At 64.4% G+C, this 26,531-nt stretch carries 21 protein-coding genes; 10 read left to right on the top strand and 11 right to left on the bottom strand.

All coding sequences use genetic code 11. The features are described from left to right. Positions 1-77: 77 nt before the first annotated feature. Positions 78-1,457, bottom strand: coding sequence for a diguanylate cyclase (locus tag BUQ73_RS23315; protein WP_079229857.1), 1,380 nt, complete (start codon positions 1,455-1,457; stop codon positions 78-80). Between the two features lie 246 nt (positions 1,458-1,703). On the opposite strand from BUQ73_RS23315, the gene BUQ73_RS23310 reads away from it, so the two are divergent. From BUQ73_RS23310 to BUQ73_RS23290, 5 genes are all read left to right on the top strand, one after another. Next, positions 1,704-2,771 carry a DUF2333 family protein gene (locus tag BUQ73_RS23310; RefSeq protein ID WP_079229856.1) on the top strand — a complete coding sequence of 356 codons (1,068 nt, stop codon included), beginning with the start codon at positions 1,704-1,706 and terminating at the stop codon, positions 2,769-2,771. Positions 2,772-2,773: 2 nt separating this feature from the next. Continuing rightward, complete coding sequence (locus BUQ73_RS23305; RefSeq protein WP_079229855.1) at positions 2,774-3,310, top strand: NUDIX hydrolase; 537 nt, start codon at positions 2,774-2,776, stop codon at positions 3,308-3,310. A gap of 295 nt (positions 3,311-3,605) precedes the next feature. Then, positions 3,606-3,977 (top strand): translation initiation factor Sui1, encoded by a 372-nt coding sequence (locus BUQ73_RS23300; RefSeq protein WP_027920822.1) that lies wholly within the window; start codon positions 3,606-3,608, stop codon positions 3,975-3,977. 152 nt (positions 3,978-4,129) lie between these two features. Then, positions 4,130-6,043, top strand: a complete 1,914-nt coding sequence (gene speA, locus BUQ73_RS23295; RefSeq protein WP_079229854.1) for an arginine decarboxylase — start codon at positions 4,130-4,132, stop codon at positions 6,041-6,043. A 169-nt stretch (positions 6,044-6,212) separates the two neighbouring features. Next, on the top strand, positions 6,213-6,668 hold the full coding sequence (locus BUQ73_RS23290; RefSeq protein ID WP_079229853.1) for an REP-associated tyrosine transposase: 456 nt from the start codon (positions 6,213-6,215) through the stop codon (positions 6,666-6,668). A gap of 122 nt (positions 6,669-6,790) precedes the next feature. Here the strand turns inward: BUQ73_RS23290 and BUQ73_RS23285 are convergent, their stop codons facing one another. Next, positions 6,791-8,128 (bottom strand): MATE family efflux transporter, encoded by a 1,338-nt coding sequence (locus tag BUQ73_RS23285; protein WP_079229852.1) that lies wholly within the window; start codon positions 8,126-8,128, stop codon positions 6,791-6,793. A 181-nt stretch (positions 8,129-8,309) separates the two neighbouring features. Between BUQ73_RS23285 and BUQ73_RS23280 the strand changes: the two genes are divergently transcribed. Beyond that, a complete protein-coding gene (locus tag BUQ73_RS23280) occupies positions 8,310-13,211 on the top strand; it encodes an alpha-2-macroglobulin family protein (protein ID WP_079229851.1) in 4,902 nt (1,633 codons plus the stop codon). A gap of 144 nt (positions 13,212-13,355) precedes the next feature. On the opposite strand, the gene BUQ73_RS23275 is transcribed toward BUQ73_RS23280, so the two are convergent. Then, complete coding sequence (locus BUQ73_RS23275) at positions 13,356-13,649, bottom strand: hypothetical protein (RefSeq protein ID WP_009685776.1); 294 nt, start codon at positions 13,647-13,649, stop codon at positions 13,356-13,358. A 77-nt stretch (positions 13,650-13,726) separates the two neighbouring features. On the opposite strand from BUQ73_RS23275, the gene pbpC reads away from it, so the two are divergent. Both pbpC and BUQ73_RS23265 read left to right on the top strand, forming a co-directional pair. Further along, a complete protein-coding gene (gene pbpC, locus BUQ73_RS23270; RefSeq protein WP_079229850.1) occupies positions 13,727-16,081 on the top strand; it encodes a peptidoglycan glycosyltransferase PbpC in 2,355 nt (784 codons plus the stop codon). A 92-nt stretch (positions 16,082-16,173) separates the two neighbouring features. Then, a complete protein-coding gene (locus BUQ73_RS23265; RefSeq protein ID WP_079229849.1) occupies positions 16,174-17,835 on the top strand; it encodes a ShlB/FhaC/HecB family hemolysin secretion/activation protein in 1,662 nt (553 codons plus the stop codon). Between the two features lie 124 nt (positions 17,836-17,959). On the opposite strand, the gene BUQ73_RS23260 is transcribed toward BUQ73_RS23265, so the two are convergent. The 8 genes from BUQ73_RS23260 to BUQ73_RS23225 all read right to left on the bottom strand — a co-directional run bounded on the left by BUQ73_RS23260 (position 17,960) and on the right by BUQ73_RS23225 (position 24,067). Further along, positions 17,960-18,739, bottom strand: coding sequence for a response regulator transcription factor (locus BUQ73_RS23260; RefSeq protein ID WP_079229848.1), 780 nt, complete (start codon positions 18,737-18,739; stop codon positions 17,960-17,962). 119 nt (positions 18,740-18,858) lie between these two features. Then, entirely contained in the window at positions 18,859-19,329 is a 471-nt protein-coding gene (locus BUQ73_RS23255) for an A24 family peptidase (protein WP_079229847.1), read from the bottom strand. A gap of 166 nt (positions 19,330-19,495) precedes the next feature. Continuing rightward, positions 19,496-20,065 (bottom strand): DUF4136 domain-containing protein, encoded by a 570-nt coding sequence (locus BUQ73_RS23250; RefSeq protein ID WP_079229846.1) that lies wholly within the window; start codon positions 20,063-20,065, stop codon positions 19,496-19,498. Positions 20,066-20,084: 19 nt separating this feature from the next. Beyond that, the gene (locus BUQ73_RS23245; protein ID WP_060485301.1) at positions 20,085-20,720 is read right to left on the bottom strand and encodes a DUF4136 domain-containing protein; all 636 of its coding nucleotides are present in this window, start codon (positions 20,718-20,720) and stop codon (positions 20,085-20,087) included. A gap of 23 nt (positions 20,721-20,743) precedes the next feature. Then, the gene (locus BUQ73_RS23240; RefSeq protein ID WP_079229845.1) at positions 20,744-21,493 is read right to left on the bottom strand and encodes a methyltransferase domain-containing protein; all 750 of its coding nucleotides are present in this window, start codon (positions 21,491-21,493) and stop codon (positions 20,744-20,746) included. Beyond that, positions 21,490-21,795, bottom strand: coding sequence for a MazG-like family protein (locus BUQ73_RS23235; protein WP_079229844.1), 306 nt, complete (start codon positions 21,793-21,795; stop codon positions 21,490-21,492). Before BUQ73_RS23235 ends, BUQ73_RS23240 begins: the two co-directional genes overlap by 4 nt. A 65-nt stretch (positions 21,796-21,860) precedes the next feature. After that, positions 21,861-22,712, bottom strand: a complete 852-nt coding sequence (locus BUQ73_RS23230) for a MaoC family dehydratase (protein WP_079229843.1) — start codon at positions 22,710-22,712, stop codon at positions 21,861-21,863. Positions 22,713-22,714: 2 nt separating this feature from the next. Continuing rightward, positions 22,715-24,067, bottom strand: a complete 1,353-nt coding sequence (locus tag BUQ73_RS23225; RefSeq protein WP_079229842.1) for a 3-oxoacyl-ACP reductase — start codon at positions 24,065-24,067, stop codon at positions 22,715-22,717. A 118-nt stretch (positions 24,068-24,185) separates the two neighbouring features. Between BUQ73_RS23225 and BUQ73_RS23220 the strand changes: the two genes are divergently transcribed. After that, complete coding sequence (locus BUQ73_RS23220) at positions 24,186-25,463, top strand: acetyl-CoA C-acetyltransferase (RefSeq protein WP_079229841.1); 1,278 nt, start codon at positions 24,186-24,188, stop codon at positions 25,461-25,463. Positions 25,464-25,657: 194 nt separating this feature from the next. Further along, positions 25,658-26,437, top strand: a complete 780-nt coding sequence (locus tag BUQ73_RS23215; protein WP_079229840.1) for an AraC family transcriptional regulator — start codon at positions 25,658-25,660, stop codon at positions 26,435-26,437. Positions 26,438-26,531 lie beyond the last annotated feature (94 nt).

The raw sequence follows: 26,531 nt of genomic DNA, 5'->3' as shown, positions 1-26,531 counted from the left end.
TATTACAGAGTATGGGGCAGCGATCACGCTGTGGGAGCGGGTTTACCCGCGAAGAGGCCAGCACAGGTGGCAACAATCTAAGGCTCGACGCGGACCACGCAGTTACGCCCGGCATGCTTGGCCCGGTACAACGCTTCATCTGCGGTACTGGCCATGCTCAGCGCATCCAGTTCCTCGTCCAGCTGAACCACCCCGGCACTGAAAGTGCACTGCAGATCCTCGGGCTGCGCCGGGTAGAGAATTTCGGCAAAGCGCCGGCGAATATCGTCAAGCACCTTGTGCGCAGCTTCCAGCGAGGTGTTGGGCATGACGATGGCGAACTCCTCGCCACCATAGCGGCCAATGAAGTCGGTCTTGCGCAGGCGTTGCTTGAGGAACAGCGCCAGGCTCTTGATCACCCGGTCGCCCATCGGGTGACCGTGGCGGTCGTTGATCTTCTTGAAATGGTCGATGTCGAGCATGGCGAAGCTCAGCGGCTGCCGTTCGCGGCGGGCACGGTAGCTGCAGTCTTCGAGCAATTGCAGGATGTGAGTGTGGTTGTACAGCCCGGTCAGGCTGTCGCGGACCATGCGGGCCTTGAGGTGGCGCGCACGCGCGGCGCGGTTGCGCACGGTGGTGATCAGGTGCCGCGAGCGGATCGGCTTGGTCAGGAAGTCGTCACCGCCTTCGCTCATGGCATCGAGCTGCTTGTCCAGGTCGTCCTCGGCGGACAGGTAGATGATCGGTACGCTGACGTAACGGTCATTGTGCCGGATCACCTTGGCCAGCTCAGGGCCCGAGCACGTCGGCATGTACAGGTCGAGGATGATCAGGTCGGGCTGGAAGTCGGCAAGCTCCGCCATGGCGCCAATCGGGTCGTTCAGGCTGCGGGTCAGCATCCCGGCACTGGCCAGTACCCGTTCGGTATGCAAGGCCTGGGTGCGTGAGTCGTCGATGATCAGCACGCGCAAGGGGTCTTGCTGTGCGTGGCTGGTCATGGCTTCGAGTTTTTCCAGCAGGCTGGAGGCCTCCAGCGTACCGGTCAGAAACGCCTGGCCGCCAGCGCGCACTGCGGCCAGGCGGGTCGGCGTATCGGCTTCGTGCAGGCTGAAGAACAGTAGCGGTATGGGCTGTTCCTGGCCTTGCTGCGCCAGTGACGCCAGCGGCAGGCCAGTACCAGCGCCGGCGAAATCGACATCCATGACGATGGCTGCCGGAGGTTGCTCGGCCAACGAAGCCAGAAAGGCACTGGCGCAGGGCTGCGGCTGCGCGCTCAGGCCGAAGAACTCCAGCTGCTGGGCGAGGCGCTCGGCGCGCTCATGGTCGTGCAGCAGCAGGTAGACCGGTTTGCGCACAGGTGGCAACTCCAGCTGATCGGGCTGGTCGCCATGGCGCAGGCGCGTGCGCGACAGGCGCTGCAACAGCTGTTCGAGCTCCTGCGAAAGGCGCTCCTGGCTCGGCTCCGCGGCTTGGGTCATGTCCTGGCTACTTATTAGTGGGCTATGCAGGTTCGATGATGGCTGTATGCTAGCACTACTTTTTCTACTCGCACGTGCGCCGTATCAACAAAGGCTTGCGAACGAATATTCAGTTACTGACTCATTGGTCGCTTATGCGTAAGGCAGTGTCTGCTTTATAGTGCTGCGACGCGGGCTTGCCGTGGCACCCTGGCGCTGGCCTGTGGTCAAAGCCCTGAACCGTCGTGACTGATTAAGGACAAAGCCATGCTGGACTGGAAAAACCGCGAGGCCAAAGCCGAGCCCCGCGAGCGTGTCGATGGCCGCCGCGCCGCTGCCCGTAGCTATTTTGGCGGGCTCTGGAGCCGTGCCCTGGGGACCCTGATCGGGTTGTACCTGCTGGTGTGCATCGGTCTGGGCTGGTACTGGAGCGAGGAGCCGGCGTTGTTCCCGGTGCAGCAGAATGCCCAGGCTGCCGCTGAACGCAACGGCCAGCAGATGGTGGTCGGCTATACCACCATCGAAACCCTCAAGACCGTGGCCGGCACCCTGCTGAACAAGCCGGGCGGTTACATTTCCAACGACCGCTTCCCGCCAGGCCTGTGGATGGACAACATGCCGAGCTGGGAGTACGGCGTGCTGGTGCAGGTGCGCGACCTGTCCCGGGCCCTGCGCAAGGACTTTGCCCGTTCGCAGTCGCAGTCCACCGAAGATGCCGACCTGGCCAAGGCCGAACCGCGCTTCAACTTCGACAACAAGAGCTGGATCCTGCCGTCGAGCGAATCGGAATTCGAAGAGGGCATCAAGTCGCTTTCCCGTTATCAGGCCCGCCTTGCAGCTGGCGACAAGGGTGCGATCTTCTACACCCGTGCCGACAACCTGAACAACTGGCTGGGTGACGTGGCCACCCGCCTGGGTTCGCTGTCGCAGCGCCTGTCGGCCAGTGTTGGCCGGGTCAAGCTCAATACCACCCTGAAGACCGAGTCGGTGGTCGCCGGCCAGGCGCCGCAGGTGGATGAAGAGCTGGTGGAAACTCCGTGGCTGCAAATCGACAACGTGTTCTACGAAGCCCGAGGCCAGGCCTGGGCGCTGTCGCACCTGCTGCGCGCCATCGAGGTCGACTTCGCCGACGTGCTGGCGAAGAAGAACGCCACGGTCAGCGTGCGGCAGATCATTCGTGAACTGGAAGCCTCGCAGGAACCGCTGTGGAGCCCGATGGTGCTTAACGGCAGCGGCTTCGGCATGTGGGCCAACCACTCGCTGGTCATGGCCAACTACATTTCCCGGGCCAACGCCGCGGTCATCGACCTGCGCCAGCTGCTGTCGCAGGGTTGAGCATGGCCATCAGCGCCAGCGAGGCCGCCCACCGGGCGGCTTCCGACCGAGAACTGGTCGCCTGGGTAGACGCTGGCGACCAGGTGCTCGGTGCGCTGCCCAGGGCCGAGCTGCGAGAGCGCGGCCTGATCGGTCGCTGCACGTTCATTCTGTTGTTCAACAGTGCCGGTGAACTGTGCGTACACCGTCGGGCCCTGAGCAAGGCGCTGTATCCGGGGTATTGGGATGTGGCAGCCGGTGGCATGGTGGCAGCTGGGGAGGCGTATGCCGACTCGGCGGCCCGCGAGCTGGCCGAAGAGCTGGGCATCGATGGGGTCGAATTGCGCTTTCATGAGCGCTTCTATTTCGACCAGCCGGACAACCACTTGTGGTGCGCGGTGTATTCGGCGGTGTCGGACGCGCCATTGCAGTTGCAGCCGGAAGAGGTGATCGAGGCGAAATTCATGAGCGTTGAGCAGGCCGAGCAGGAAAGCCGGAGCATGCCGTATTGCCCGGATTCTCTGGCGGCACTGCAGCGTTACAAGGCTAGCTTGAGGTGACGCCGCGGACCGCTTTGCGGTCCTTTCGCGACACAAGGCCGCTCCTGCAGGTGAGCGCGTAAGCCTTGCAGGAGCGGCCCTGCGTCGCGAAAGGGCTGCGCAGCAGCCCCAAGGTCGCAAAACATTCGCAAAATGGCGCATTCCAGTACTTAGCAACGGCCTGATTTATCGTTACACTGCGCGCCCTTTTCGGGCTGTCGCAGGATCTTGCGGCAGTAGCGCCGCCCCTGCCAGAGTGGGGCTTCGCGGTCGGCTCCCGCCGACCAGTTTTTGTCCTCAGCACAGAGGAACAAAAGTGGCCAAGAAAGCTTCTTCCTTCGCCGCCCTTGGCGGTCTCGTTTACTCCACCGATGCCGGTCGGCATTGCCCCGACTGTGGCCAGCCGGTGGACGCCTGCACCTGCAAGCAGCAAGTCATCCCCGAAGGTGACGGCATCGCCCGTGTGCGCCGTGAAAGCAAAGGCCGTGGCGGCAAGACCGTGACTACCGTCACCGGTGTGCCGCTGCCGCTCGACCAGCTCAAGGAGCTGGCCACCACCCTCAAGCGCCGCTGCGGTACCGGCGGTGCGCTGAAGGATGGGGTCATCGAGATCCAGGGCGACCACGTCGAGCTGCTGATCGCCGAGCTGATCAAACAGGGCTTCAAGGCGAAAAAGTCCGGCGGCTGATACGCCCACGCGATTTTTTGCCCAACGCTTTCTAAACTCGTTGCCATGACCCGGGTCTACCCCAGGGCATGGACGAATCGTCATTTTCGGCTTTTACACTGCGCCCGCCTCCTTGTGGGGCAGTGTCTTCGACTTACCTATAGGGGACTTGAATGTCCGTACGACGCACACGCAAAGACGATGGTAGCCAATGGACCGTGGCCGACAGCCGCAGTGTTTATGGCATCCGCCATTGGGGCGCTGGTTATTTCGCCATCAATGAAGCCGGGCGCGTCGAAGTGCGCCCCAACGGCCCCGGCAGCGCGCCGATCGACCTGTTCGAGCAGGTCGACGAGCTGCGTCAGAGCGGCCTGTCGCTGCCACTGCTGGTGCGCTTCCCCGACATCCTGCAGGACCGCGTGCGCCAGCTGACCGGCGCTTTCGATGCCAACATCGCGCGCCTGGAATACCAGAGCCAGTACACCGCGCTGTACCCGATCAAGGTCAACCAGCAGGAAGCGGTGGTAGAAAACATCATCGCCACGCAGAACGTCTCGATCGGCCTGGAGGCCGGTTCCAAGCCCGAGCTGCTGGCAGTGCTGGCGCTGGCGCCGAAGGGCGGCACCATCGTCTGCAACGGTTACAAGGACCGCGAGTTCATCCGCCTGGCGCTGATGGGCCAGAAGCTCGGCCACAACGTATTCATCGTCATCGAGAAAGAGTCGGAAGTGGCCCTGGTGATCGATGAGGCCGCTGAGCTCAAGGTCAAGCCACAGGTCGGCCTGCGCGTTCGCCTGTCGTCGCTGGCTTCGAGCAAGTGGGCCGACACCGGTGGTGAGAAGTCCAAGTTCGGTTTGTCCGCCGCCCAGCTGATCTCGGTGGTGCAGCGCTTCCGCGATGCAGGCCTGGACCAGGGCATCCGCTTGCTGCACTTCCACATGGGGTCGCAGATCGCCAACCTGGCCGATTACCAGCACGGCTTCAAGGAAGCGATCCGTTACTACGGCGAATTGCGTGCACTGGGCCTGCCGGTCGATCACATCGACGTCGGTGGTGGCCTGGGCGTGGACTACGACGGTACCCACTCGCGCAACGCCAGCTCGATCAACTACGACATGGACGACTACGCCGGCGTGGTGGTGGGCATGCTCAAGGAGTTCTGCGACGCGCAGGGCCTGCCGCACCCGCACATCTTCTCCGAGAGCGGCCGCTCGCTGACCGCGCACCACGCCATGCTGGTGATTCAGGTCACTGACGTCGAGCGGCACAACGACGACGTGCCGACCATCGAGAACAAGGAAGCCCTGCCGGAAACCGTGCAATGGCTGGTCGACCTTCTGGGCCCGACCGACATCGAGATGGTCACCGAAACCTACTGGCGTGCCACCCACTACATGGGCGACGTGGCAGCGCAGTACGCTGATGGCAAGCTCAGCCTGGCGGAAAAGGCCCTGGCCGAGCAGTGCTACTTCGCCGTGTGCCGGCGCCTGCACAACTCGCTGAAAGCCCGCCAGCGCTCGCACCGTCAGGTGCTGGACGAGCTCAACGACAAGCTGGCCGACAAGTACATCTGCAACTTCTCGGTGTTCCAGAGCCTGCCGGACACCTGGGCCATCGGCCAGGTACTGCCGATCATCCCGTTGCACCGCCTGGACGAGGAGCCGATGCGTCGTGCGGTGCTGCAGGACCTGACCTGTGACTCTGACGGCAAGATCAACCAGTACGTCGACGAACAGAGCATCGAGACCAGCATGCCAGTGCACGCGGTCAACGAAGGTGAAGACTACTTGCTGGGTGTGTTCCTGGTGGGCGCCTACCAGGAAATCCTCGGTGACATGCACAACCTGTTCGGTGACACCGACTCGGTGAACATCTACCAGAACGCCGATGGCAGCGTGTACCACGCCGGTATCGAGACCCACGACACCATCGAAGACATGCTGCGCTACGTGCACCTGTCGCCGGAGGAGTTGATGACTCACTACCGTGACAAGGTGGCCAGCGCCAAGATCAGCGCGCGTGAGCGCACCCAGTACCTCGATGCGTTGCGCCTGGGCCTGACCCGCTCGTCCTACCTCTCCTCCTGATCGGCGAGGCCGCTCCTGCAAAAAATTGTATGGCTTTTTTTTGTGGGAGCGGCCTTGCGTCGCGAAATGAGGGCGAAGCCCTCACCGAATTCACACCCGGTAATGATCCTATCCCAAGGCTCAACCCCAGCGAGTCTACCTTTGGATGCAATGTTCAAAGGAGAGCGACATGGAATGTCCCAGCTCAAACCTATTGCGCCGCGGCCGCTGGTCCGAATCCGGACGCCTTTACCTCATCACCACCAACACACGAAATCGCCTTCCACTGTTCACTCATCTATACCTTGCCAGGACTGTTGTGCAGCAGTTGCGCAAAAGTGACGAAGACAAGGCATGCCGGTCTCTGGCCTGGGTGCTGATGCCTGATCATTTGCATTGGTTGATCGAATTGAGAGGCAGCAGTCTTAGTGAACTGATGTGCGCATTCAAGTCGCGAAGCAGCTGTGCGCTATACAGGGCGGGCGCTGACCGGCGTCATATCTGGCAGCCCAGTTTTCATGATCGGGCCCTTCGCCGGGAGGAGGATGTGAAAGCTGTGGCTCGCTACATCATCGCTAATCCAATTCGCGCCGGGCTGGTAAAGCATGCGGGTGACTACCCACATTGGGATTGTGTGTGGCTTTGAGTCTGCAGGTGAGGGCTGCGCCCTCATTTCGCGACGCAAGGCCGCTCCCACATTGATCAGCGTACGCAAGGCCTTGTGGGAGCGGCCTTGCGTCGCGAAAGGGCCGCAAAGCGGCCCCGGCTTCACTCAATCCAGCGCCCTCTTTCCTGCAGCCGCCACCCCACCAACCCCAATGTCACCGCCCGCAACGCCATGAACCCGAGGAACGCCAACCACAACCCATGGTTGCCAATCCCACTCATGAGCACGCCCAAAGGCAATGCAATCAGCACCGACAGCACCATCGCATTGCGCATTTCCCGCGCCCGGGTCGCGCCGATGAACAGCCCGTCGAGCAGGTAACTCCACACCGCGATCAACGGCAGCAGCGCCAGGTAAGGCAGGTACGGATAGGCCGCCTCGCGCACGCTATCGATATTGGTCTGCACGTCGATGAACAGGTGCCCGCCCAGCAGGAACACGCCGGCAAACACCACGCTGGTGATCAGTGACCAACCGCAGGCCACCACCAGTGACCGGCGCAAAGTATCTCGATCCCTGGCACCAATGGCATGCCCGCACAAGGCCTCCACGGCATGCGCCAGGCCATCGAGGGCGTAGGCAGTGAGCAGCAGCCCGTTGAGCAGCAGGGCATTGGCTGCCACCGTGGCCTCGCCCAGGCGCGCGCCCTGCACGGTAATCAGCAGGAACACCAGCTGCAGCGCCAGGCTGCGCAGGAAAATGTCTCGGTTCACCGCCAGCAAAGGCCGCCAGGCCTGCCAGTGCTTGAGCGCGGCCCAGGCGATCTGCCCGGGGTAGTGGCGCAAGGCTGGGCGGGTCAGGGCCAGGCCAAGCAGCGCGGCGCTCCATTCTGCGATCACCGAGGCCCGTGCCGAACCCAGTACGCCCCAGTTCAGGCCCAGCACGAACCACAGGTTGAGGGCGATGTTCAGAAGATTAGTGGTCAGCAAAATCGCCAGCGGCGCTCGAGCGTTCTGGGTGCCGAGAAACCAACCGACCAGTGCATAGCTGGCCAGCGCCGCCGGCAGGCCAAGCAGGCGCGTGTGGAAGAAGTCTTCGGTGGACTGCTGCAACGCCTCGCTCGGTTGCATGGCGTGCAGCGCCAGTTGGCTGAAGGGCAGGGCAAGCAGGCCGATCAGCAGGGCGAAGGCTGCGGCGAGCAGCAGGCCCTGCACCAGCACCTGGCGCAGCGCCGCGCCGTCGGCACGCCCGGCGGCCTGGGCGGCGAAGCCGGTGGCGCCCATGCGCAGGAAGCCCATCAGGCCGACCATGAAGGTGAACAGCGTGGCGCCCACGGCCACTGCACCGAGCTGGTGGGCGTGGGGCAGATGGCCGATCACGGTGCTGTCGACCAGGGCCACCAGCGGTACCGAAATATTCGAGAGGATCATCGGCGCGGCCAAGGCCCAGACCTTGCGGTGGGTGGGGCGGTGCTGCCAGTCGGTGGTCAGTTGCGACATTGCAATTCCTGAGGCTGCGGGGGCCGCTTCGCGCCCCAGTATTCGGCTGGGCGCATTGTAACGGCAAGGCAACCTATCCACGCGAACACGGTCTCACTTGCCGCATCGATGAAAGTGCCGAATGCGCCGTTGCGCTATAGTTGCTGCCCTCACGTACACGCTGCCGAAGAGTTCCCACTCCATGTTCAACAAAGGATTGTTGCTGGCCTGCGCGCTGGCCTTGCTCAGTGCCTGTGATTCCTCGACGCCGGGCAAACCCGCGCCCGCCGAAAAACCGGCAGCCAGCGCTGCGGTCGAGGCCTCGGCGCCCAAGCGCGAGGACCCTGCTGTCCTTGCCAAGCGTTACGAGGGGCGCGAGCTCAGCGTGCTGGACGTCTCGGAAGTGCAGCTCGACGGTGCCAGCACCCTGTCGATCAGCTTCTCGGCCCCGCTGGACGCCAAGCAGGACTTCGCCTCCAAGGTGCACCTGGTCGACACCGTCAAAGGCAAGGTCGACGGTGCCTGGGAACTCGCAGACAACCAGATGGAACTGCGCCTGCGCCACCTGGAACCGCAGCGCAAGCTGGTGCTGACCGTCGACAAGGGCCTGCTGGCGGTCAACGGCAACAAGCTCGACAGCGACTCGGTAAGCCGCCTTGAAACCCGCGACATGCAACCCACCGTCGGCTTCGCCAGCCGCGGTTCTTTGCTGCCCACGCGCCTGGCCGAAGGCCTGCCAGTGATCGCGCTGAACGTTGCCAAGGTCGATGTCGAGTTCTTCCGGGTCAAGCCTGAGATGCTCTCGAACTTCCTGGCCAGCTGGGGGCGCAACAGCAGCCTGTACTACTACCAGTCCAAGGAAACCCTGGACATGGCCGAGCTGGTCTACAGCGGCCGATTCGACCTCAACCCGGCGCGCAACACCCGCGAGACCGTGCTGCTGCCCATCGCCGGGATCAAGCCGCTGCAGGAGCCGGGTGTTTACCTGGCAGTGATGCGTGCCTCGGGCACTTACGACTATTCGCAGCCGGCCACGTTGTTCACCCTCAGCGACATCGGCGTGTCCGCCCACCGCTACCGTGACCGCCTGGATGTGTTTGCCCAGGCCCTGGAAGGCGGCAAGGCACTCAAGGACGTCAACCTCGAACTGCATGACGACAAGGGCAAGCTGCTGGCCCAGGCCAAGACCGATGGCGCCGGCCATGCCCAGCTGCCGATCACGGCCAAGGCCGACACCCTGATCGCCACCCAGGGCGTGCACACCACCCTGCTGCGCCTGAACACCGCGGCCCTGGACCTGGCCGAGTTCGATATCACCGGCCCCCAGGCCAACCCGCTGCTGTTCTTCATCTTCGGCCCGCGCGACCTCTATCGCCCGGGTGAAACGGTGCTGCTCAACGGTCTGCTGCGCGACCAGGATGGCAAGCCGGTGAAGGCTCAACCGGTGAGCGTGGAAGTGCGTCGCCCAGATGAGCAGGTCAGCCGCAAGTTCGTCTGGGAGGCCGACGCCAACGGCCTGTACCAGTATCAATTGCAACTGGCCACGGAGGCCCCGACCGGCCGTTGGCAATTGCTGCTCGACCTGGGTGGCGGCCGCAAGCAGGTGTACGAGTTCCTGGTCGAAGACTTCCTGCCCGAGCGCCTGGCACTTGAGCTCAAGGGCAGCGATACACCGCTGTCGCCTGAGGAGGATGCGCGCATCCAGGTCAATGGCCGCTACCTTTATGGTGCGCCGGCTGCCGGCAATCGCCTGAGCGGCCAAGCCTATGTACGCCCGCTGCGTGAAGCGGTGCCGGCACTGCCGGGTTACCAGTTCGGCTCGGTCACCGAAACCGAACTGAACCAGGACCTGGAGCTCGACGAAGTCACCCTCGACCAGGCTGGCAAGGCAGTGGTCGATATCGAAAGCCACTGGGCCGAAGCACGTTCTCCGCTGCAACTGACCGTGCAGGCCAGCCTGCAGGAGTCCGGTGGCCGGCCGATCACCCGCCGCCTCGAACAACCGATCTGGCCAGCCGAGCGCCTGCCCGGCCTGCGCGGCCTGTTCGACGGTGAGGAAACCGACAGCGACGGCCCGGTGGAATTCGAATTCCTCGTGGCCGACCGCGCTGGCAACAAGCTTGCCGCCAACGACCTGAAAGTGCGCCTGATTCGCGAGCGCCGCGATTACTACTGGAACTACTCGCAGAGCGATGGCTGGAGCTACAACTACAACGAGAAGTTCCTTACCCAGAGCGAGGAGACCATCAGCGTCAAAGCAGGCTCGACGGCCAAGTTGAGCTTCCAGGTGGAGTGGGGCCCGTACCGCGTCGAGGTGGAAGACCCTGAGACCGGACTGGTTTCCAGCGAGCGCTTCTGGGCCGGTTATCGTGCCCAGGACAACGCCGAAGGCGGCGCGGTGCGCCCGGACCAGGTAAAGCTGGCGCTGGACAAGCCCGCCTATGCCGATGGCGCTACCGCCAAGGTCACCGTGACCCCGCCAGCAGCTGGTAGCGGCTACCTGATGGTCGAGTCCAGCGATGGCCCGTTGTGGTGGCAGGAAATCGAGGTGCCCGCCGAGGGCAAGACTTTCGATGTGCAGCTGGACAAGCAGTGGGCACGCCACGACCTGTACATCAGCGCGCTGGTGATCCGCCCGGGTGAGCGCAAGGCCAATGCCACGCCCAAGCGCGCTGTCGGCGTGCTGCACCTGCCGTTGGCGCGTGCCGAGCGCAAGCTCGCGGTCAGCCTGCAGGCGCCGGAAAAGATGCGGCCCAAGCAGCCACTGACGGTGAAGATCAAGGCCGCCAATGCCGACGGCAGCGTGCCGAAGCAGGTGCATGTGCTGCTGTCTGCGGTCGACGTTGGCATCCTCAACATCACCGACTTCAAGACCCCCGACCCGTTCGCCAGCCTGTTCGGCCGCAAGGCCTACGGCGCCGACCAGCTGGACATCTACGGCCAGCTGATCGAAGCCGGCCAGGGCCGCCTGGCCAGCCTGGCCTTCGGCGGTGACGCGGCGATGGCCAAAGGTGGCAAGCGCCCCAATACCACGGTGACCATCGTTGCCCAACAAAGCCTGCCGGTGACCCTGAACGACCAGGGTGAAGGCGAGGCGACGGTCGATATTCCCGACTTCAATGGCGAGCTGCGGCTGATGGCCCAGGCCTGGACCGATGAACACTTCGGCATGGCCGAGGGCAAGACGGTGGTGGCTGCGCCGCTGATCGCCGAACTGTCGGCGCCGCGCTTCCTGGCCGGCGGTGACCGCACCAGCCTGGCGTTGGACCTGGCCAACCTGTCGGGGCGTGCCCAGCAGTTGAATGTCGAGGTCAGTACCGAGGGCCAGCTGAGCCTGACGGCCAGCGCCCAGCAGGCTGTCGCCCTGGCCGAAGGCCAGCGCAGCACGCTGCTGATCCCGGTACAGGCCCTGGGTGGCCTGGGGCAGGGCAAGGTGCAGGTGCGGGTCAATGGCCTGCAACTGCCGGGCGAGCCGGCGACCACCTTCGAACGCCAATGGACCCTGGGTGTGCGCCCGGCTTACCCGGCGGTGCTCAAGCATTACCGCGTGGCCCTCAAGGACCAGCCATGGACCTTGCCGGAAAGCGACCTGGCCGCCTTCGAGCCAGCGGGCCTGGAGGCCAGCCTGGCGCTGTCGAGCCGCCCGCCATTGAACCTGGCCGAGCAGATCCGCGCCCTCGAAGCCTACCCTTACGGTTGCCTGGAGCAGACCACCAGCGGCCTCTACCCATCACTGTACGCCGATGCCGCCAGCCTCAAGCGCCTGGGCATCAAGGGTGAACCGGCCGAGGTGCGCAAGCGCAAGATCGAGATGGGCATCGAGCACTTGTTGGGCATGCAGCGCTATAACGGCAGCTTCGGCCTGTGGAGCTCGGATGGTGAAGAAGAATATTGGCTGACCGCCTATGTCACCGACTTCCTTCAGCGTGCTCGCGACCAGGGCTATGGCGTACCGGCCGAGGCCTTGAAGAAAGCCAACGAACGCCTGCTGCGCTACCTGCAGGAACGCAACCTGATCGAAGTCGACTACAGCGAGAATGCCGAGCACACCCGCTTTGCCGTGCAAGCCTATGCCGCGCTGGTGTTGTCGCGCAGTCAGCAGGCACCGCTGGGCGCCCTGCGCAGCCTGTTCGAGCGCCGTGCCGATGCACGCTCCGGCTTGCCGCTGGTACAACTGGCGGTGGCGCTGGACGCCATGGGCGACAAACCCCGTGCCGAGCAGGCGCTGCAAGCTGGCCTGGGTATCAGCCGCAGCAAAGGCTGGATGGCCGACTACGGCAGCAGCCTGCGCGACCAGGCGCTGATCCTGGCGCTGCTGCAGGAGAGCAAGCTGGCCGGCAACCAGGTCGATCAGCGGCTGTTCGCCCTGTCGGACGAACTGGCGGCCAACCGCTGGTTGTCGACCCAGGAGCGCAACGCCTTGTATCTGGCAGGCCGTGGCCTGCTGGGCAAGCCGGAAGCGCCGTGGAAGGCACGCCTGGACAGTGCCGGTGAAGTGCGTGAGTTCAACAACGTCGAAGCAGGCATGAAGCTCGAAGGGCCGTTGCTGGCTTCGCCGCTGAGCGTGCAGAACGAAGGCAGTGAAACGCTCTATCAGCAATTGACCCTGTCGGGTTACCCACGTCAGGCACCTGTCGCAGGTGGCAATGGCATGGAGATCCGCCGTGAGTACCTGGGCATGAACGGCCAGGCGCTGGACCTGCATAACCTGCGCAGCGGCGACCTGGTACTGGTGCACCTGGCACTCAAGGCCACCGATCGCGTGCCGGACGCCTTGGTAGTCGACCTGCTGCCTGCGGGCCTTGAGCTTGAGAACCAGAACCTGGCGCAGAGTGCTGCCAGCCTGGATAACGCCAGCAGCGCGGTGAAGCAATGGCGTGAATCGATGCAGAACGCCAGCGTGGTGCACCAGGAGTACCGTGATGACCGCTACGTCGCAGCGCTCAAGCTCGACGGCTATGGCACCACGCACCTGTTGTACCTGGCGCGGGCGGTAACCCCAGGTACCTACCGGGTGCCGCCGCCACAGGTGGAATCGATGTACCGGCCGAACCTGCAGGCGGTGGGGGATGGGCAAGGCGAGATGACCGTGAAAGCCAGATAGAGCAGTTGCGCTTCTGTAGGAGCGGCCTTGTGTCGCGAACGGGCTGCGCAGCAGCCCCACGGATTCAGCGGCGTCGCCAATATTGCCGGGGCCGCTTTGCGGCCCTTTCGCGACACAAGGCCGCTCCTACAAAAGCCATGCCGTTCAATGTATGACCCAGCTCATCACCCACAGCCCCAGCACCAGCCAGATGATCCCGAGAATGATCGAGGCGCGCATGAAGGCGCGGATTGCCGAGTACAGCAGCATCAGGCCGATGATCAGGGCGAGGATGCTGACCAGCGAGGTGTCCATGCCCAACGTGCGCGCCAGGCCATCGATGAAATTGCCCCCGGCATTGGCCAGCAGGTTGAACAGGCCGCTCAGGGCATCGACGATGAAGCGGATCAACGACCCCAGTGCCTGGCCAAGCCACTCGAAAAAACCTTCTACATGCATAGTTGCTTCCTGATGAACGAATCGGCGAGTTTGCCGTTCCCAAGCCTTTGGCCATCACCTGGCCAGGTCGGTTCCCGATGCCAAGCTTAGCGCGGCCACGCACCCGAGCGGGAAGGGTTGTGCGCGCAGTGGCGATCAGCCTGCTGTTGCTGCTCGGCCTGCTGTGGCTGGCCGACCGCATCTGGCCGCTGCCGATGCCGGGCAACGACCTGGCACGGGTGGTGCTGGCCGAGGACGGCACGCCGCTGTGGCGCTTTGCCGATGCCGATGGCGTATGGCGCTACCCGATCACCCCGGAAGACGTTTCGCCGTTATACCTGCAGGCCCTGCTGACATACGAGGACCGCTGGTTCTACCGGCATCCGGGGGTCAACCCGCTGGCCCTGGTGCGCGCGGCCTGGCTCAACCTGCGCGGCGGGCGGGTGGTGTCTGGCGGCAGTACCTTGTCGATGCAGGTGGCGCGCCTGCTCGATCCACACGACCGCACCCTGGCCGGCAAGCTGCGGCAGCTGTGGCGCACCGCGCAACTGGAGTGGCACCTGTCCAAGCGCGAGATCCTGCAAATCTACCTGAACCGTGCGCCGTTCGGCGGCACCTTGCAGGGCGTTGCCGCCGCCAGCTGGGCTTATCTGGGCAAGTCGCCGCAACAGCTCACGCCGGCCGAGGCAGCTTTGCTGGCGGTGTTGCCGCAGGCACCGAGCCGCTTGCGCCCGGACCGCCATCCCGCGCGTGCCCAACGTGCCCGCGACAAGGTGCTGCAGCGCCTGGACGAGTATCAGGTGTGGCCAGCGCAACAGATCAAGGAGGCCGCCGAAGAGCCGCTGCTGCTGGCCCCGCGTCAGGAGCCTGCGCTGGCGCCATTGCTGGCTCGCCGGCTGAACACCGCCGACAGCCCGACCTTGATTCGCACCACCCTCGACGCCTCGCTGCAACGGCGCCTGGAAGACCTGCTGCTGGGCTGGCGCGCGCGCCTGCCGGAGCGCACTTCGGCGGCGATCCTGGTGGTCGAGGCGCAGACCATGGCGGTACGCGCTTACCTCGGCTCGATCGACTTGAGCGACGAGCGCCGTTTTGGCCATGTCGACATGGTCCGCTCGTTGCGCTCGCCAGGCTCGACGCTCAAGCCGTTTCTGTACGGCCTGGCCCTGGATGATGGCCTGATCCACTCCGAATCGCTGCTGCAGGATGTGCCGCGGCGTTACGGCGACTATCGCCCCGGTAATTTCTCGATGGGTTTCAGCGGCCCGGTGTCCGCCAGTTCGGCGCTGGCGCTGTCGCTCAATCTGCCGGCAGTGCAGTTGCTCGAAGCCTACGGGCCCAAGCGCTTCGCCGCGCAGTTGCGCATGGCGGGTGTACCGCTGGCGCTGCCGCCGCTGGCCGAGCCCAACCTGGCATTGATTCTGGGCGGTGCCGGTAGCCGCCTGGAGGACCTGGTCGGCGGCTATGCGGCATTGGCCCGAGGCGGCAACAGCGCACAGGTGCGCCTGCAACCGCAGGATCCGTTGCTGGAGCGGCGGCTGATGTCACCGGGAGCGGCCTGGATCATCCGGCGCATCCTCAGTGGCCAGGCGCGGCCCGACCGCGACCCGCATGCCGAGCTGGTGCAGCGCCCGCAACTGGCCTGGAAGACCGGTACCAGCTATGGCTTTCGCGATGCCTGGTCGATCGGCGTAGGGCCGCGCTACCTGATCGGGGTGTGGATTGGCCGCCCCGATGGTACACCGGTGCCCGGGCAGTTCGGCCTGGCCTCGGCGGCCCCGCTGATGCTGCAGGTGCATGACTTGCTGAGCAACCGCGACAGCCAGCGGGGTATCCGGGTGCCGGTGGAGCCCGTGCCCGCAAGCGTTGGTGTGGCTGCCATTTGCTGGCCGCTGGGCCAGCCCATGAACCGGCAGGACCCGAACTGCCGGCGCCAGCGTTTTGCCTGGACCCTTGATGGCACCACACCGCCAACCCTGCAGGCAGCCGATCAGCCGCTCGGCCTGGGGCTGCGCGAGCGTATCTGGGTCAATGCCCAGGGCCTGCGCGTGGATGGCAGTTGCCCAGGCGCCAAGGTACTCGACGTTGCCTTGTGGCCGGCACCGCTGGAGCCTTGGTTGCCCCGCGTCGAGCGGCGGGCGATGCGGCTACCGGCGGTGGACCCCAGTTGCCCGCCACAGGTACCGGCCAGCGCGCCGCCGCTGTCCATCGTTGGTGTGCGCCCCGGCGACAACCTGCGGCGCCCGGCCACCAGCAGCGAACCTTTGCAGTTGCACGTCTCTGCCCTCGGCGGTGGCGGGCGCCGCTGGTGGTTCCTCAATGGCCAGCCGCTCGGCGAAAGCGAGGGGCAAGACAGCGTGCTGGTTCGCTTTGAACAGGCCGGGCAGTTCGAGCTCAGTGCCTTGGATGAAAGTGGAGAAACGGCGCGAGTAGCGTTTCAGGTCAACGAGTAGGCGTTCGACGTTTAACGGGGCAACACCTACGCTTGCAGTGACGGGTAAGGCCGGCCGACGCCCCCGCTACCCAAGGGATTGTGGAGCGTCCTATGCGTCTTCTGCTGATGCCTCTTATGCTGTCGCCCTGGGCTAGCCTGGTGATCGCCGGGCCCTTGCCGGTGTTTCTCGATGGCCATGAATACGAGCGCCGCCTGCCCGGTGCGAACCTGCCGATCGAGGCCTACCGCCCGCTTGCCCCAAGCCTGCACCTGGCACCGCCCAGGGCTGCGATCGACACGTTGCCGCTGAAGACCCGCTTCGTGTTGCACAAGGTGCGCTTCGAGGGCGGTACGGTCTATCCGTTGAGTGAGCTGCGCGAGCATTATCAGCCATTGATCGGCCGCGAAGTGACGGTCGGCGAGTTGCAGCAGTTCACCGAACGCCTGACCCAGCGCTACCAGCACGATGGCTACCTGCTTTCGCAGGCATACCTGCCTGATCAGGATTTTGCCGATGGCCGCGTGCACATCGTGTTGGTCGAGGGGTATGTCCACGACGTGCGGCGTGACGGGGATATCGGGCCCGCTGGCGCTTATCTCGACCAGTTGCTGCAGCGCCTGCAGGCAGAGCGCCCGCTGACCCGAGCGACGCTCGACCGGTTCATCGGCCTGGCCCAGCGCATCCCCGGCGTGACGCTGCAGGCAGATTTGACCCAGGCCGAGCGCGGCGAGAGCGCCACGCGGCTTACCGTCAAAGCCTGGCGCAGGCCCTTCGATGCGGCGCTGACCCTCGGCGATGGCAGCCGCGACAGCCTGCAGGGGCTTATCAAGGTTGCCAGCAATGCCCAGACCCGCTTTGCCGAGCAGTTGACGGCCAGCGTGCTGCTGCCACCGGGTAATGATCACACCGAATACCAGCGTCTCGATTACAGCCAGCACCTGGATGCGCAGGGCAGCCAGTTGCTGTTATCGGCCGCGCGCTATCGCAGCGAGCCGCGCACGCCTGTGCGCCTGGAGCACGGTTCGCAGTTCTTCCAGCAGATTGAAAGCGAGCGTTATGCGATTGGGCTTGGCCAGCCGGTGATCGTCACACCAGATGAATGGCTGGCGGTGACTGGGCATCTTTATTCGGTCAGTGAGCATGACGAAGATCGCTCTGGTGGCCTGGGGCGCAACGACACCTACGTACGTGCGCTGTCGTTCGAAGGCGATTGGCGCAAGATCGAGCCCGGGCGGCTACGCATGGTCAGCGCTGGGGTGTATCAGGGGCTGGATTATCTGGGCGCACGCAGCGATGCCGATTACGACATGGACTTTCTGCGTTTTCGCGTCGCCGGCTTGCAGAGCGACCAACTGTTGCAGCGCTGGAAGGGCGTGCTGTCAGGCGCCTTGTACTGGACCGACGACCGGCTGCCCGACAGTGAACGTGCGGTTTTTGGCGGGCAGTACTTCGGCCATGGCTACCCGCAGGACCAGGCCGCTGGGGACAAAGGTTGGGGTGTGGCGTATGAGCTGAACTACAGCATCCGGCCCGGCGCTGGTTGGGTCAGGCTGGTGCAGCCTTATGCGCTGCTGGATGCTGCCCAGGCCTGGTACAACGGTGGGCCATTCGAAGATGCCAGGATGCGCTCGGCAGCCTTGGGTGTGCGGCTTGGGGATGGGCGATACGGCAATGTGGCACTGGAAGTGGCCAAGCCTCTGGCGGACGTGGCGTTGGATAGCATGAGCCGAAAGCCGCGTTGGATGGTGAACTTCAGCTACTTGTTGGAGTGAATGCAGCCTCCGCCGGCCGGCTGATCAGCCCCTTTGGAATTACCACCAGCCACCAGCCAGCGCTATCCCTTTGGGCGCTGGCTTGCCGGCGATTAGACCATTGGCAGTCATGCAAAGCTTGAACTCAATGGGTGGTAAACCGCTGATGCACAGGCGATGAACTTGGTGTCAACGCCAGCGCCAACTGGGTGCGGTTGTGCATGTGGGTCAAACGCAGCACCTGTGACACATACAGCTTTACGGTGTTCTCGGTGATCCCCAGTTCACAGGCAATCTGGTAATTGGTCTTGCCCTTGCTCACCAGCCTGGCGACTTCCAGTTGCCGTGGTGAGAGTTTCTCGAAGGCCGCCGGTAGATCGCCCTCTACCTCTTCTACGACATCCGTGGCGCGGCGGTGAACGCCCTGGCCGCGGGCTTTCTCCAGGTCCTGGTAGAGCTCATCGATGGAGCCGGCCAGGTCTTGCAGGCGCTGGTTGAGGTTGCCCAGGTCCTGGACGTTGGCCTTGCGTTCCAGCATCAATTGCTCCTGGCGGCGCAGGCCTTCGAGCAGTTCGTCGAGGTCCATGGGCTTCTGGTAATAATCGGCAAAGCCTTCGCGCAGGGCGCGGATCACGTCCTGCTTGTCGGCGCGGCCGGTAAGCATGATCGCTTCGAACATGCGCTGGCGCCCGGCAATGTCCTTCAGGGCACGAACCAGTTCGATGCCATCGCGACCGGGCATGTGCAGGTCGCACAACACCAGGCCGATGGCTGCGTCGCCAATGAAGCGCTCGATGGCTTCGTCGGTGGAGTGGGCCGCAACGCAGTGGTGGCCCTGGGCTTCGAGGAATTCACATAACTGTTCGACTATCAGCGGTTGGTCATCTACAACCAGGACCTTCACCTCACTGTATGGCTTGTTCACGATCAACTCCCTGTTCGTAAGCGGCCCTGCTCCCGGGCCAGACGCTCTGGCAGCTTAAAAATAGACGCTGCTCGCGATTCTGTACAAGGTTTGTACAAGAGATCGGACAACAGGGATGATCATTGGATCCATACAGCCGTGAGCAGAAAGCCCGCCAGTACGTAGGGGACAAAGGCTTGCTTGTCGCCCATTTGCTCGGTCAGGGTGGCCAGGCGCTTCTTCACTTTAGGGTTGAGCAGCGTCCACAGCCGCCTGCGGGTCAGCAGCCACAGCACCACGCTGACGCCAGCACCGATGAAGGTGCCGAGCACGTATTGCGGGCTGGTCGCCAAGGCCAGTGCGCCCATCAGCTTGACATCGTCGGCGCCAAAGCGGCCCAGCATGTAGCCTGGCAGCGTCAGTAGCATGACGATGGCCAAGGCCCAGCCGGCGTCGCTGGCATCGGCGCCAATCCAGCTGTGGCCAGTGGCGAACAGCCAGACCAGGGCGCCAGCGGCGGCACCCAGGGTCAGCAGGTTGGCGATCTGGCGCTCGCGGATATCTTGTTCAGTGCACAAGGCAAGCCACATCAGGAGAACAATGCTTTGCATCGGCAAGTCGCCTTTCCCGTTCGTTGAACACTTCTACCCGGTCAGTCAGGTTTCCCAATCAGGGTAGACGCGATCTGACGAACGGGCATGGTAGGGTGGCAAAAAGGTCGTTGTGGGAGTGGCCTCGTGTCGCGAAAGGGCCGCAGAGCGGCCCCATGCGATTGGTTTATTTCGCCCGGCCCGGTGGGTAGTTGCCGAGCACCTGGGCAACGGTCTTCTGGATTGCGCTGTTGCGCTCGTCGGGGCTAGGCGGGTAGTTGTTCATGATCTGCTCGGCGCTGCCGCGCCAGACCAGCTTGCCGTCACGGCCATCGAACATGTCGATCTGAATGGTTGCCACTTTGTAGTCGACGCTGCGGGTTTCGTTGTACATCGGGCCGCCCCAGTAACCGTTCCAGTACCCGCCCCAGGCGCCGCCATAGTTGGTGGTGATCTGTTGCTGGCGTTGTTCGACGATCAGGTAAGCGCGGACCGTGACATCAGGCCTGGCGTTGCCCTGGGCGGGGCGCAGGCCACGCTGGTCGAGCTGGTCGGCGACTGCCGCGCGGATGCGCTGTTCGGTCAGGTCGCTCTTGATGCGCGGATCGTCCGGGCGGTATTGCAGGCCCGGCTCCTGCCATGCCCAGCTGCGATAGGCGGCGAAATCGCGGCTGGCGTCGAAATCCTGCTGAACATTGTTGCTTGAGCAGGCGGCGAGCAACAACGCAAATGACAGTAGAACGAGGCGGCGCAACATGATGGTTCTCCGTTAGGCGTTAACTGGGAGGATAGCCGCTGAGCGCCTTGTGAACCGATTCGCGCAAGGCGGTCTCGCGATCGCGCGGCGAGCTTTTGTCGCTGCCGCTTTCAGCGCTGGCGCTCCACACCGGCTGGCCGTTGCGGGCATCGAACAGGTCGATGCGCACCACCATCACCTCCACTTCGTAGGTGCGCACGATCGGCACGCTGCCGTAGGCGCCGTAACCGTTGCGGTAGCCGCCGAAGCCGACACCACCATAGGGGTACGGGCCGTAGTAAGGGTCGTAGGTGTCATAGTCACGCACCTGGCGCAGGCGCCGCTCCAGGCGCATGTCGGCACTCACCAGCAGGTCGCCGGTGGTGCCCCGGGCAGGGCGCAGGCCATGTTGGTCGAGGGCGCCGCTGACGGCATCGGCAATTTGCGCCGGGTCGGCGTCGGCATTGCCGCTTGGCAGCTGGCCGCCGCGCCAGCTCCAGCTGCGGTAGTGCCCGTAATCGCGCGGCGCCGCCGGGTAGGCACTGGCGTCGAAAGTGTTGGCCGCTTGCGCAGGGGCGGGCGGCAATGGGCGGCTGCTGGCCACGTAAGGGTTGCTGGCCTGGCAGGCGGCCAGGGTGAGCGGCAGCAGGGCCAGGCACAACAGACGGTACGGCATGTATCCCTCCCGGAGGGGCGCAATCAGCAGGGGCGGCACATCCAGTGCAGGTAGCGGCCGAGCCCGGCGAAGCTTGGGTGACGGCGGTGGGCCAGTTCCATTTCCAGCAGGTCGAGCAGCTCGGCCTTGTCCTGGAATTCCTTGGGCATGTAGTCGTGGAAGACGCGCACGCCACTCTCGCTTTCGACTTGCCACATGGTTTCAAGTTGCGCCTTGAGCTCCCGTGGATCAAGCGGTTTTTGCGGGGTCAGGCTCTGCTTTTCACCTTCCAGGCGGTTACTGCGCAGCTTGCGGAAATGGCCCTTGAGCAAGTTGCGGTAGACCAGGGCGTCGCGGTTGTAGAACGCCAGCGACAGCCAGCCACCCGGGGCCGTCAGTTGATGCAGCACCGGCAGGATGCTGTGCGGTTCGGCCAGCCATTCCAGCACGGCGTGGCACAGCACCAGGTCATAAGGTTCGGTGAGCTGGCCAAGCAGCTCTTGCCACGGTGCCTGGATGAATGTTGCCGTTTGCCCCGCTTCTGCGAAGCGCGCCTGGGCACCTTCGAGCATCGGTGCGGCGGGTTCGGCCAGCGTTACTGCGTGCCCACGCTGGGCCAGCCACAAGGCCATGTGGCCCAGGCCGGCGCCAATGTCGAGCACCCGCAGCGGTCGATCGGGCAGGGCCTCGGCCAGGTCGGCCTGGAGCACAGCCAGGCGGATCGCGCCCTTGGCGCCGCCGTAGATCTTCTCGGCAAAGCGTGTGGCCAGTTCATCGAAGTGACGGTCGTTCATCGCGCGAAACGCCTCTCGCTATCGGCCAGCTTGGCCCGTACCACCTGCTCCATGTCCAGGCCCAGTTCGCTGCACAGCAGCAACAGGTACAGAACTACATCGCCGACTTCCTGGCCGGCGTGGGCCAGCTGATCGGCGGGCAACTGACGCGATTGGTCCTCGCTCAGCCACTGGAAGATTTCCACCAGCTCGGCCATTTCGACGCTGGCGGCCATCGCCAGGTTCTTCGGGCTGTGGAAGCCGCGCCAGTCGTTACTGTCGCGGATCTGATGCAGGCGTTCGGTGAGTTCTTGCAGGTTCATCGGGGGTCTCCTAAGGCTGCATAGCTTCTGCGCAGGCCCGATGCAAAGCAAGTGCAATCAGGGCGCTAGAGCACTGCCCAGCGCCCTGCCATGTGCAGCAACCCGCCATGCCCATCCAGCCGCAGTTCACCCGCTGGCCCCGCTTCGCTGGCACTCAGAACAACCTCCGATGGCAAACGCACTGGCTTGCGAAAGCCAACCTCGAAGCGATAGCCACTGTTCGGCATGTGCGTACGCAAGGCCGCCAACGCCATGGCATTGCTCCACATGCCGTGGGCGATGGCCTTGGGGAAGCCGAACAAGCGTGCGCTGAGGGCACTGAGGTGAATCGGGTTGTAGTCGCCGCAGACCTTGGCGTAGCGCCGGCCGATATCACCGTCGGCGTACCAGCGGGTAACTTCCGCCAGGGTGCCAGGCTCGTTCTCTTCGCTGTCGTTCTGCTGGCCATCGAGCTTCAGGCCACGCACCAGCATGCGGCTGGTTTCACGCCAGAGCAGGCCAAGGCCATCCTCGGCTTCGGTGACCAGGTCAAAGGTGCCGCCCTTGGCATGCGCCTGCAGATTGTCGGCGTACACAGCAAAGCGCAGCCCGTCGATGCCGCCCAGCGGGCGGAGCACGTCGATGCGGTTGTGCAGATGAACCAGCCCGAGCAACGGGAAGGGGAAGTCGTGGCCGGTCAGCAGTTGCAGTTGCAGGGTGAAGGCCATCACATGCGGGTAAGTGCCGGGCAAGCGGCCATCGTCGGTGAAGTGGCAGAGGCGGCGGTAAGCCGCGAGGTTGCCGGGCTGTACGCGGATGAAGCTGCGCAGGCCGCTGGTGGGCAGGGTATCGCCGCTGATCTTGCGTTTGCTGACGGCGCGCAGGTAGAGGCTGACGCGTGATTCCGTGCTGTGCAGGTCTTGCCATTGGCGGCTCATGTTCAGGCCCCCATCAAGGCCTGGCCGCAAACGCGCAGCACCTGGCCGTTGACCGCCCCCGAACCCGGCTGGCTGAGCCAGGCGATGGCCTCGGCGACATCCTGCGGGCGGCCGCCCTGGCCCAGCGAGCTCAGGCGCCGCCCGGCCTCGCGCAGGCCGATGGGCATGGCGGCGGTCATGTGCGTTTCGATGAAGCCGGGCGCCACGGCATTGATACTGCCGCCGCGCTCGGCAAGCTTCGCCGCCCAGGCTTCGGCAAAGCCGATCAGGCCGGCCTTGCTCGCGGCATAGTTGGCTTGCCCGCGGTTGCCGGCAATGCCGCTGACCGATGCCAGCAGGGTGATACGCGCGTTGTCGCCCAGCGCGCCACCGTCATGCAGGGCCTGGGTCAACAGCTGCGGGGCTTTGAGGTTGACCGCCAGCACCGCGTCCCAGTACTCCGGCGTCATGTTGGCCAAGGTCTTGTCACGGGTGATGCCGGCGTTGTGCACAACGATGTCGATGCCGCCTGGCAGTGCTTCGAGCAGCCTGGCCGGGGCATCGCTGGCGCAGATGTCCAGGCCCAGGGCCTTGCCACCCAGGCGCGCGGCAAGGGCATCGAGGTCCTGCTGGGCCTGGGGCACGTCGAGCAGCATCACCTCGGCACCATCGCGCGCCAGGGTTTCGGCAATGGCGGCGCCGATACCGCGTGCGGCGCCGGTGACCAGCGCGCGACGGCCACCGAGCGGGCGGGTCCAGTCTTCGACCTGGGCGGCACAGGCCTGCAGGCGCAGGACTTGCCCGGAAACAAAGGCACTCTTGGGTGACAGGAAGAAGCGCAAGGCACCTTCGAGCTGAGCGTCCGCGCCCGTTGCCACGTACAGTAACTGCGCGGTTGCGCCATTGCGCAGCTCTTTGGCCAGCGAGCGGCTGAAGCCTTCCAGAGCGCGCTGCGCGACACTGGCCAGCGGGTCGTCGAGGGATTCTGGCGCACGCCCAAGGATCACCACGTGGGCACAGGCTGCGAGGCTGCGCAGCAAGGGCTGGAAGAACTCGCGCAACTGCTTCAGTTGGTCGCTGTCGGACAGATGGCTGGCGTCGAATACCACGGCCTTGAGTTTCGGCCCCAGTCCGGCGACCCAGGCGGGAGCCTGCAGGCCGTCGCCATTGAAGCTGTACACCGCTTCGGTCAGGCGAGGGGCAATGGCCTCGACCTGGTTCGCCAGTGGCCCGCCACCCAGCACTAGCGCGCCCTCCACCGGACGCAGGCGGCCCGCCTGCCAGCGCTCCAGCGGTGCCGGGCGCGGCAGGCCAAGGGCATCGACCAGGCGGCGACCGAGGTTGGAGTTGGCAAAGCCGAGATAGCGATCGCTCATGTGCGGGTCTCCCTGAAGGCAAGCTTGCAAGTGTGGACCAACTTTGTGGCAAGGTCGTTCGAATGCGGTAAAAACACCTAGGCTGTACGGATCAAATTGTTTCCGGAGGAACAAGCGCATGCGTTCAACTCGCCGGGTCGCGATCCTGGGCGGCAACCGTATCCCCTTCGCCCGCTCCAATGGCGCCTATGCCACTGCCAGCAATCAGGCGATGCTGACCGCAGCCCTGGAAGGCTTGATCGAGCGTTATCGCCTGCATGGGCTGCGCCTGGGTGAAGTAGTGGCTGGGGCCGTGCTCAAGCACTCGCGGGACATGAGCCTGACCCGCGAATGCGTGCTTGGCTCGCGCCTGTCGCCGCAGACGCCGGCCTACGACATCCAGCAGGCCTGCGGCACGGGCCTGGAAGCGGCGCTGCTGGTGGCCAACAAGATTGCCCTCGGGCAAATCGACTGCGGCATCGCCGGTGGAGTAGACACAACCTCCGACGCCCCTATCGGCGTCAACGAGGGGCTGCGGCGTATCCTCTTGCAGGCCAACCGCGGCAAGACACTGGGCGAGCGACTCAAGCCGTTCCTGCAATTGCGCCCGAGTCACCTGATACCCGAACTACCGCGCAATGGCGAGCCCCGCACCGGGCTGTCGATGGGCGAGCATTGCGAGCGCATGGCGCAAACCTGGGCGATTGACCGCACTGAGCAGGACGCGCTGTCGCTACACAGCCATCAGCAACTGGCGGCCTCGTATGGCGAGGGTTGGCAAGATGACCTGCTGACGCCCTTCCTGGGCCTGACCCGTGACAACAATCTGCGTACTGACCTGACCTTGGAGCAACTGGCCAGGCTCAAACCATCATTCGACCGCAGCGGCTTGGGCACGTTGACGCCGGGCAACTCCACGCCGTTGACCGATGGCGCCTCGATGGTGCTGCTTGGCAGTGAACAATGGGCACAGCAGCAAGGCCTGCCAGTGCTGGCCTACCTGGTCGATGGCGAGACCGCCGCCGTGGATTTCGTCACCGGGCGCGAGGGATTGCTGATGGCGCCGGTGTACGCCGTGCCCCGTCTGTTGGCGCGTAATGGGCTGACCTTGCAGGACTTCGATTATTACGAAATCCACGAAGCCTTTGCTGCGCAAGTCTTGTGCACCCTCAAGGCCTGGGAGGATGCCGAATATTGCCGTGAGCGGCTTGGGCTGGACGCGCCGCTTGGGGCCATCGACCGCAGCAAGCTCAACGTCAAGGGCAGCTCGCTGGCGGCAGGGCACCCGTTCGCGGCTACTGGCGGGCGGATATTGGCCAACCTGGCGAAGTTGCTGGCAACGGCCGGAAAAGGGCGTGGCTTGATATCTATCTGTGCTGCGGGTGGGCAAGGGATCACAGTGCTCGTAGAGCGCTGAAACCGGACCCTGTGGGAGCGGCCTTGCGTCGCGAAAGGGCCGCAGAGCGGCCCCGGCAATATTTGCTGCGGTGCTGAAACCTGGGGCCGCTTCGCGCCCCTTTCGCGACGCAAGGCCGCTCCCACATGGAGCGAGCCTGACCTGAACACGAATCAACTGTTAGGCTTGTCTGCTCAGAACTACAAGAATTCGCTATGCAGACGATCGGACATCCCCGTGCCATTCCTGCCCTGGACCGGTTACCTCGGCCCGTCTATGCCCGCGCCGAAAGCCTTGGCGCCGGGTCCTGGACCACTCGCCACAGCCATGACTGGGTGCAATTTTCCTACGCTATCAGTGGCGTATTGGGCGTGTATACCGACGATGGCAGCTACTTCGCCCCACCGCAGTGGGGCGTATGGATACCGGCCGATGCCGAACATGAGGTAGTGACGTCCGGGCAAGCTGAAATGCGCAGCTTGTATATCCGCCGTGATGCGTGCCTTTGGGCGCCGGCGCAATGTCGGGTGCTGGAGGTGACGCCCTTGGCGCGGGAGCTGATCAAGCAGTTCTGCCTGTTGCCGGCTGAATACACGGAAGGCGACAGCGTCGAAGGGCGCCTGGTGGCGGTGTTGCTCGATCAGTTGCGCACGTTGCCCGAGGTGGGTTTCTCGCTTCCGCTGCCACGTCACCCAGGGTTGCTGGCGCTGTGCAATGGCCTGATCGCCGAGCCGGACCAGGTGCAGACCCTGCAGCAATGGGCGGTGCAACTGGGCTGCTCGGAAAAGACGTTGATGCGTTTGTTCCAGCGAGAGACCGGGTTGAGTTTCCGTAATTGGCGGCAGCGGATGCGGCTGCTGTCTTCGCTGGCGTTGCTGGAGGCGGGGGACAGTGTGACCGAGGCGGCGCTGGGCTGTGGGTATGATTCGACTTCGGCTTACATCGCAGCCTTCAAGCAATTGTTCGGGGCGACGCCTGGGGAACTGAAGTTTTGATGTTGCCAATACCGGCCTCTTCGCGGGCAAGCCCGCTCCCACAGGGATATCACATAGCCCAACGGCAGTGACACTCCTGTGGGAGCGGGCTTGC

The organism is Pseudomonas putida, from assembly GCF_002025705.1.
Lineage (GTDB): Bacteria > Pseudomonadota > Gammaproteobacteria > Pseudomonadales > Pseudomonadaceae > Aquipseudomonas > Aquipseudomonas putida_J.
Note: the sequence above shows the minus strand (reverse complement) of the source record. Positions and strands in the feature narration are given on the sequence as shown.

What these genes read in the sequence shown, in the direction of transcription:
- BUQ73_RS23315 (WP_079229857.1), bottom strand. Translation starts at nt 1,457, where the DNA reads ATGACCCAAGCCGCGGAGCCGAGCCAGGAGCGCCTTTCGCAGGAGCTC.
- BUQ73_RS23310 (WP_079229856.1), top strand. Translation starts at nt 1,704, where the DNA reads ATGCTGGACTGGAAAAACCGCGAGGCCAAAGCCGAGCCCCGCGAGCGT.
- BUQ73_RS23305 (WP_079229855.1), top strand. Translation starts at nt 2,774, where the DNA reads ATGGCCATCAGCGCCAGCGAGGCCGCCCACCGGGCGGCTTCCGACCGA.
- speA (WP_079229854.1), top strand. Translation starts at nt 4,130, where the DNA reads ATGTCCGTACGACGCACACGCAAAGACGATGGTAGCCAATGGACCGTG.
- BUQ73_RS23290 (WP_079229853.1), top strand. Translation starts at nt 6,213, where the DNA reads ATGGAATGTCCCAGCTCAAACCTATTGCGCCGCGGCCGCTGGTCCGAA.
- BUQ73_RS23285 (WP_079229852.1), bottom strand. Translation starts at nt 8,128, where the DNA reads ATGTCGCAACTGACCACCGACTGGCAGCACCGCCCCACCCACCGCAAG.
- BUQ73_RS23280 (WP_079229851.1), top strand. Translation starts at nt 8,310, where the DNA reads ATGTTCAACAAAGGATTGTTGCTGGCCTGCGCGCTGGCCTTGCTCAGT.
- BUQ73_RS23275 (WP_009685776.1), bottom strand. Translation starts at nt 13,649, where the DNA reads ATGCATGTAGAAGGTTTTTTCGAGTGGCTTGGCCAGGCACTGGGGTCG.
- pbpC (WP_079229850.1), top strand. Translation starts at nt 13,727, where the DNA reads ATGCCAAGCTTAGCGCGGCCACGCACCCGAGCGGGAAGGGTTGTGCGC.
- BUQ73_RS23265 (WP_079229849.1), top strand. Translation starts at nt 16,174, where the DNA reads ATGCGTCTTCTGCTGATGCCTCTTATGCTGTCGCCCTGGGCTAGCCTG.
- BUQ73_RS23255 (WP_079229847.1), bottom strand. Translation starts at nt 19,329, where the DNA reads ATGCAAAGCATTGTTCTCCTGATGTGGCTTGCCTTGTGCACTGAACAA.
- BUQ73_RS23250 (WP_079229846.1), bottom strand. Translation starts at nt 20,065, where the DNA reads ATGTTGCGCCGCCTCGTTCTACTGTCATTTGCGTTGTTGCTCGCCGCC.
- BUQ73_RS23245 (WP_060485301.1), bottom strand. Translation starts at nt 20,720, where the DNA reads ATGCCGTACCGTCTGTTGTGCCTGGCCCTGCTGCCGCTCACCCTGGCC.
- BUQ73_RS23240 (WP_079229845.1), bottom strand. Translation starts at nt 21,493, where the DNA reads ATGAACGACCGTCACTTCGATGAACTGGCCACACGCTTTGCCGAGAAG.
- BUQ73_RS23235 (WP_079229844.1), bottom strand. Translation starts at nt 21,795, where the DNA reads ATGAACCTGCAAGAACTCACCGAACGCCTGCATCAGATCCGCGACAGT.
- BUQ73_RS23230 (WP_079229843.1), bottom strand. Translation starts at nt 22,712, where the DNA reads ATGAGCCGCCAATGGCAAGACCTGCACAGCACGGAATCACGCGTCAGC.
- BUQ73_RS23225 (WP_079229842.1), bottom strand. Translation starts at nt 24,067, where the DNA reads ATGAGCGATCGCTATCTCGGCTTTGCCAACTCCAACCTCGGTCGCCGC.
- BUQ73_RS23220 (WP_079229841.1), top strand. Translation starts at nt 24,186, where the DNA reads ATGCGTTCAACTCGCCGGGTCGCGATCCTGGGCGGCAACCGTATCCCC.
- BUQ73_RS23215 (WP_079229840.1), top strand. Translation starts at nt 25,658, where the DNA reads ATGCAGACGATCGGACATCCCCGTGCCATTCCTGCCCTGGACCGGTTA.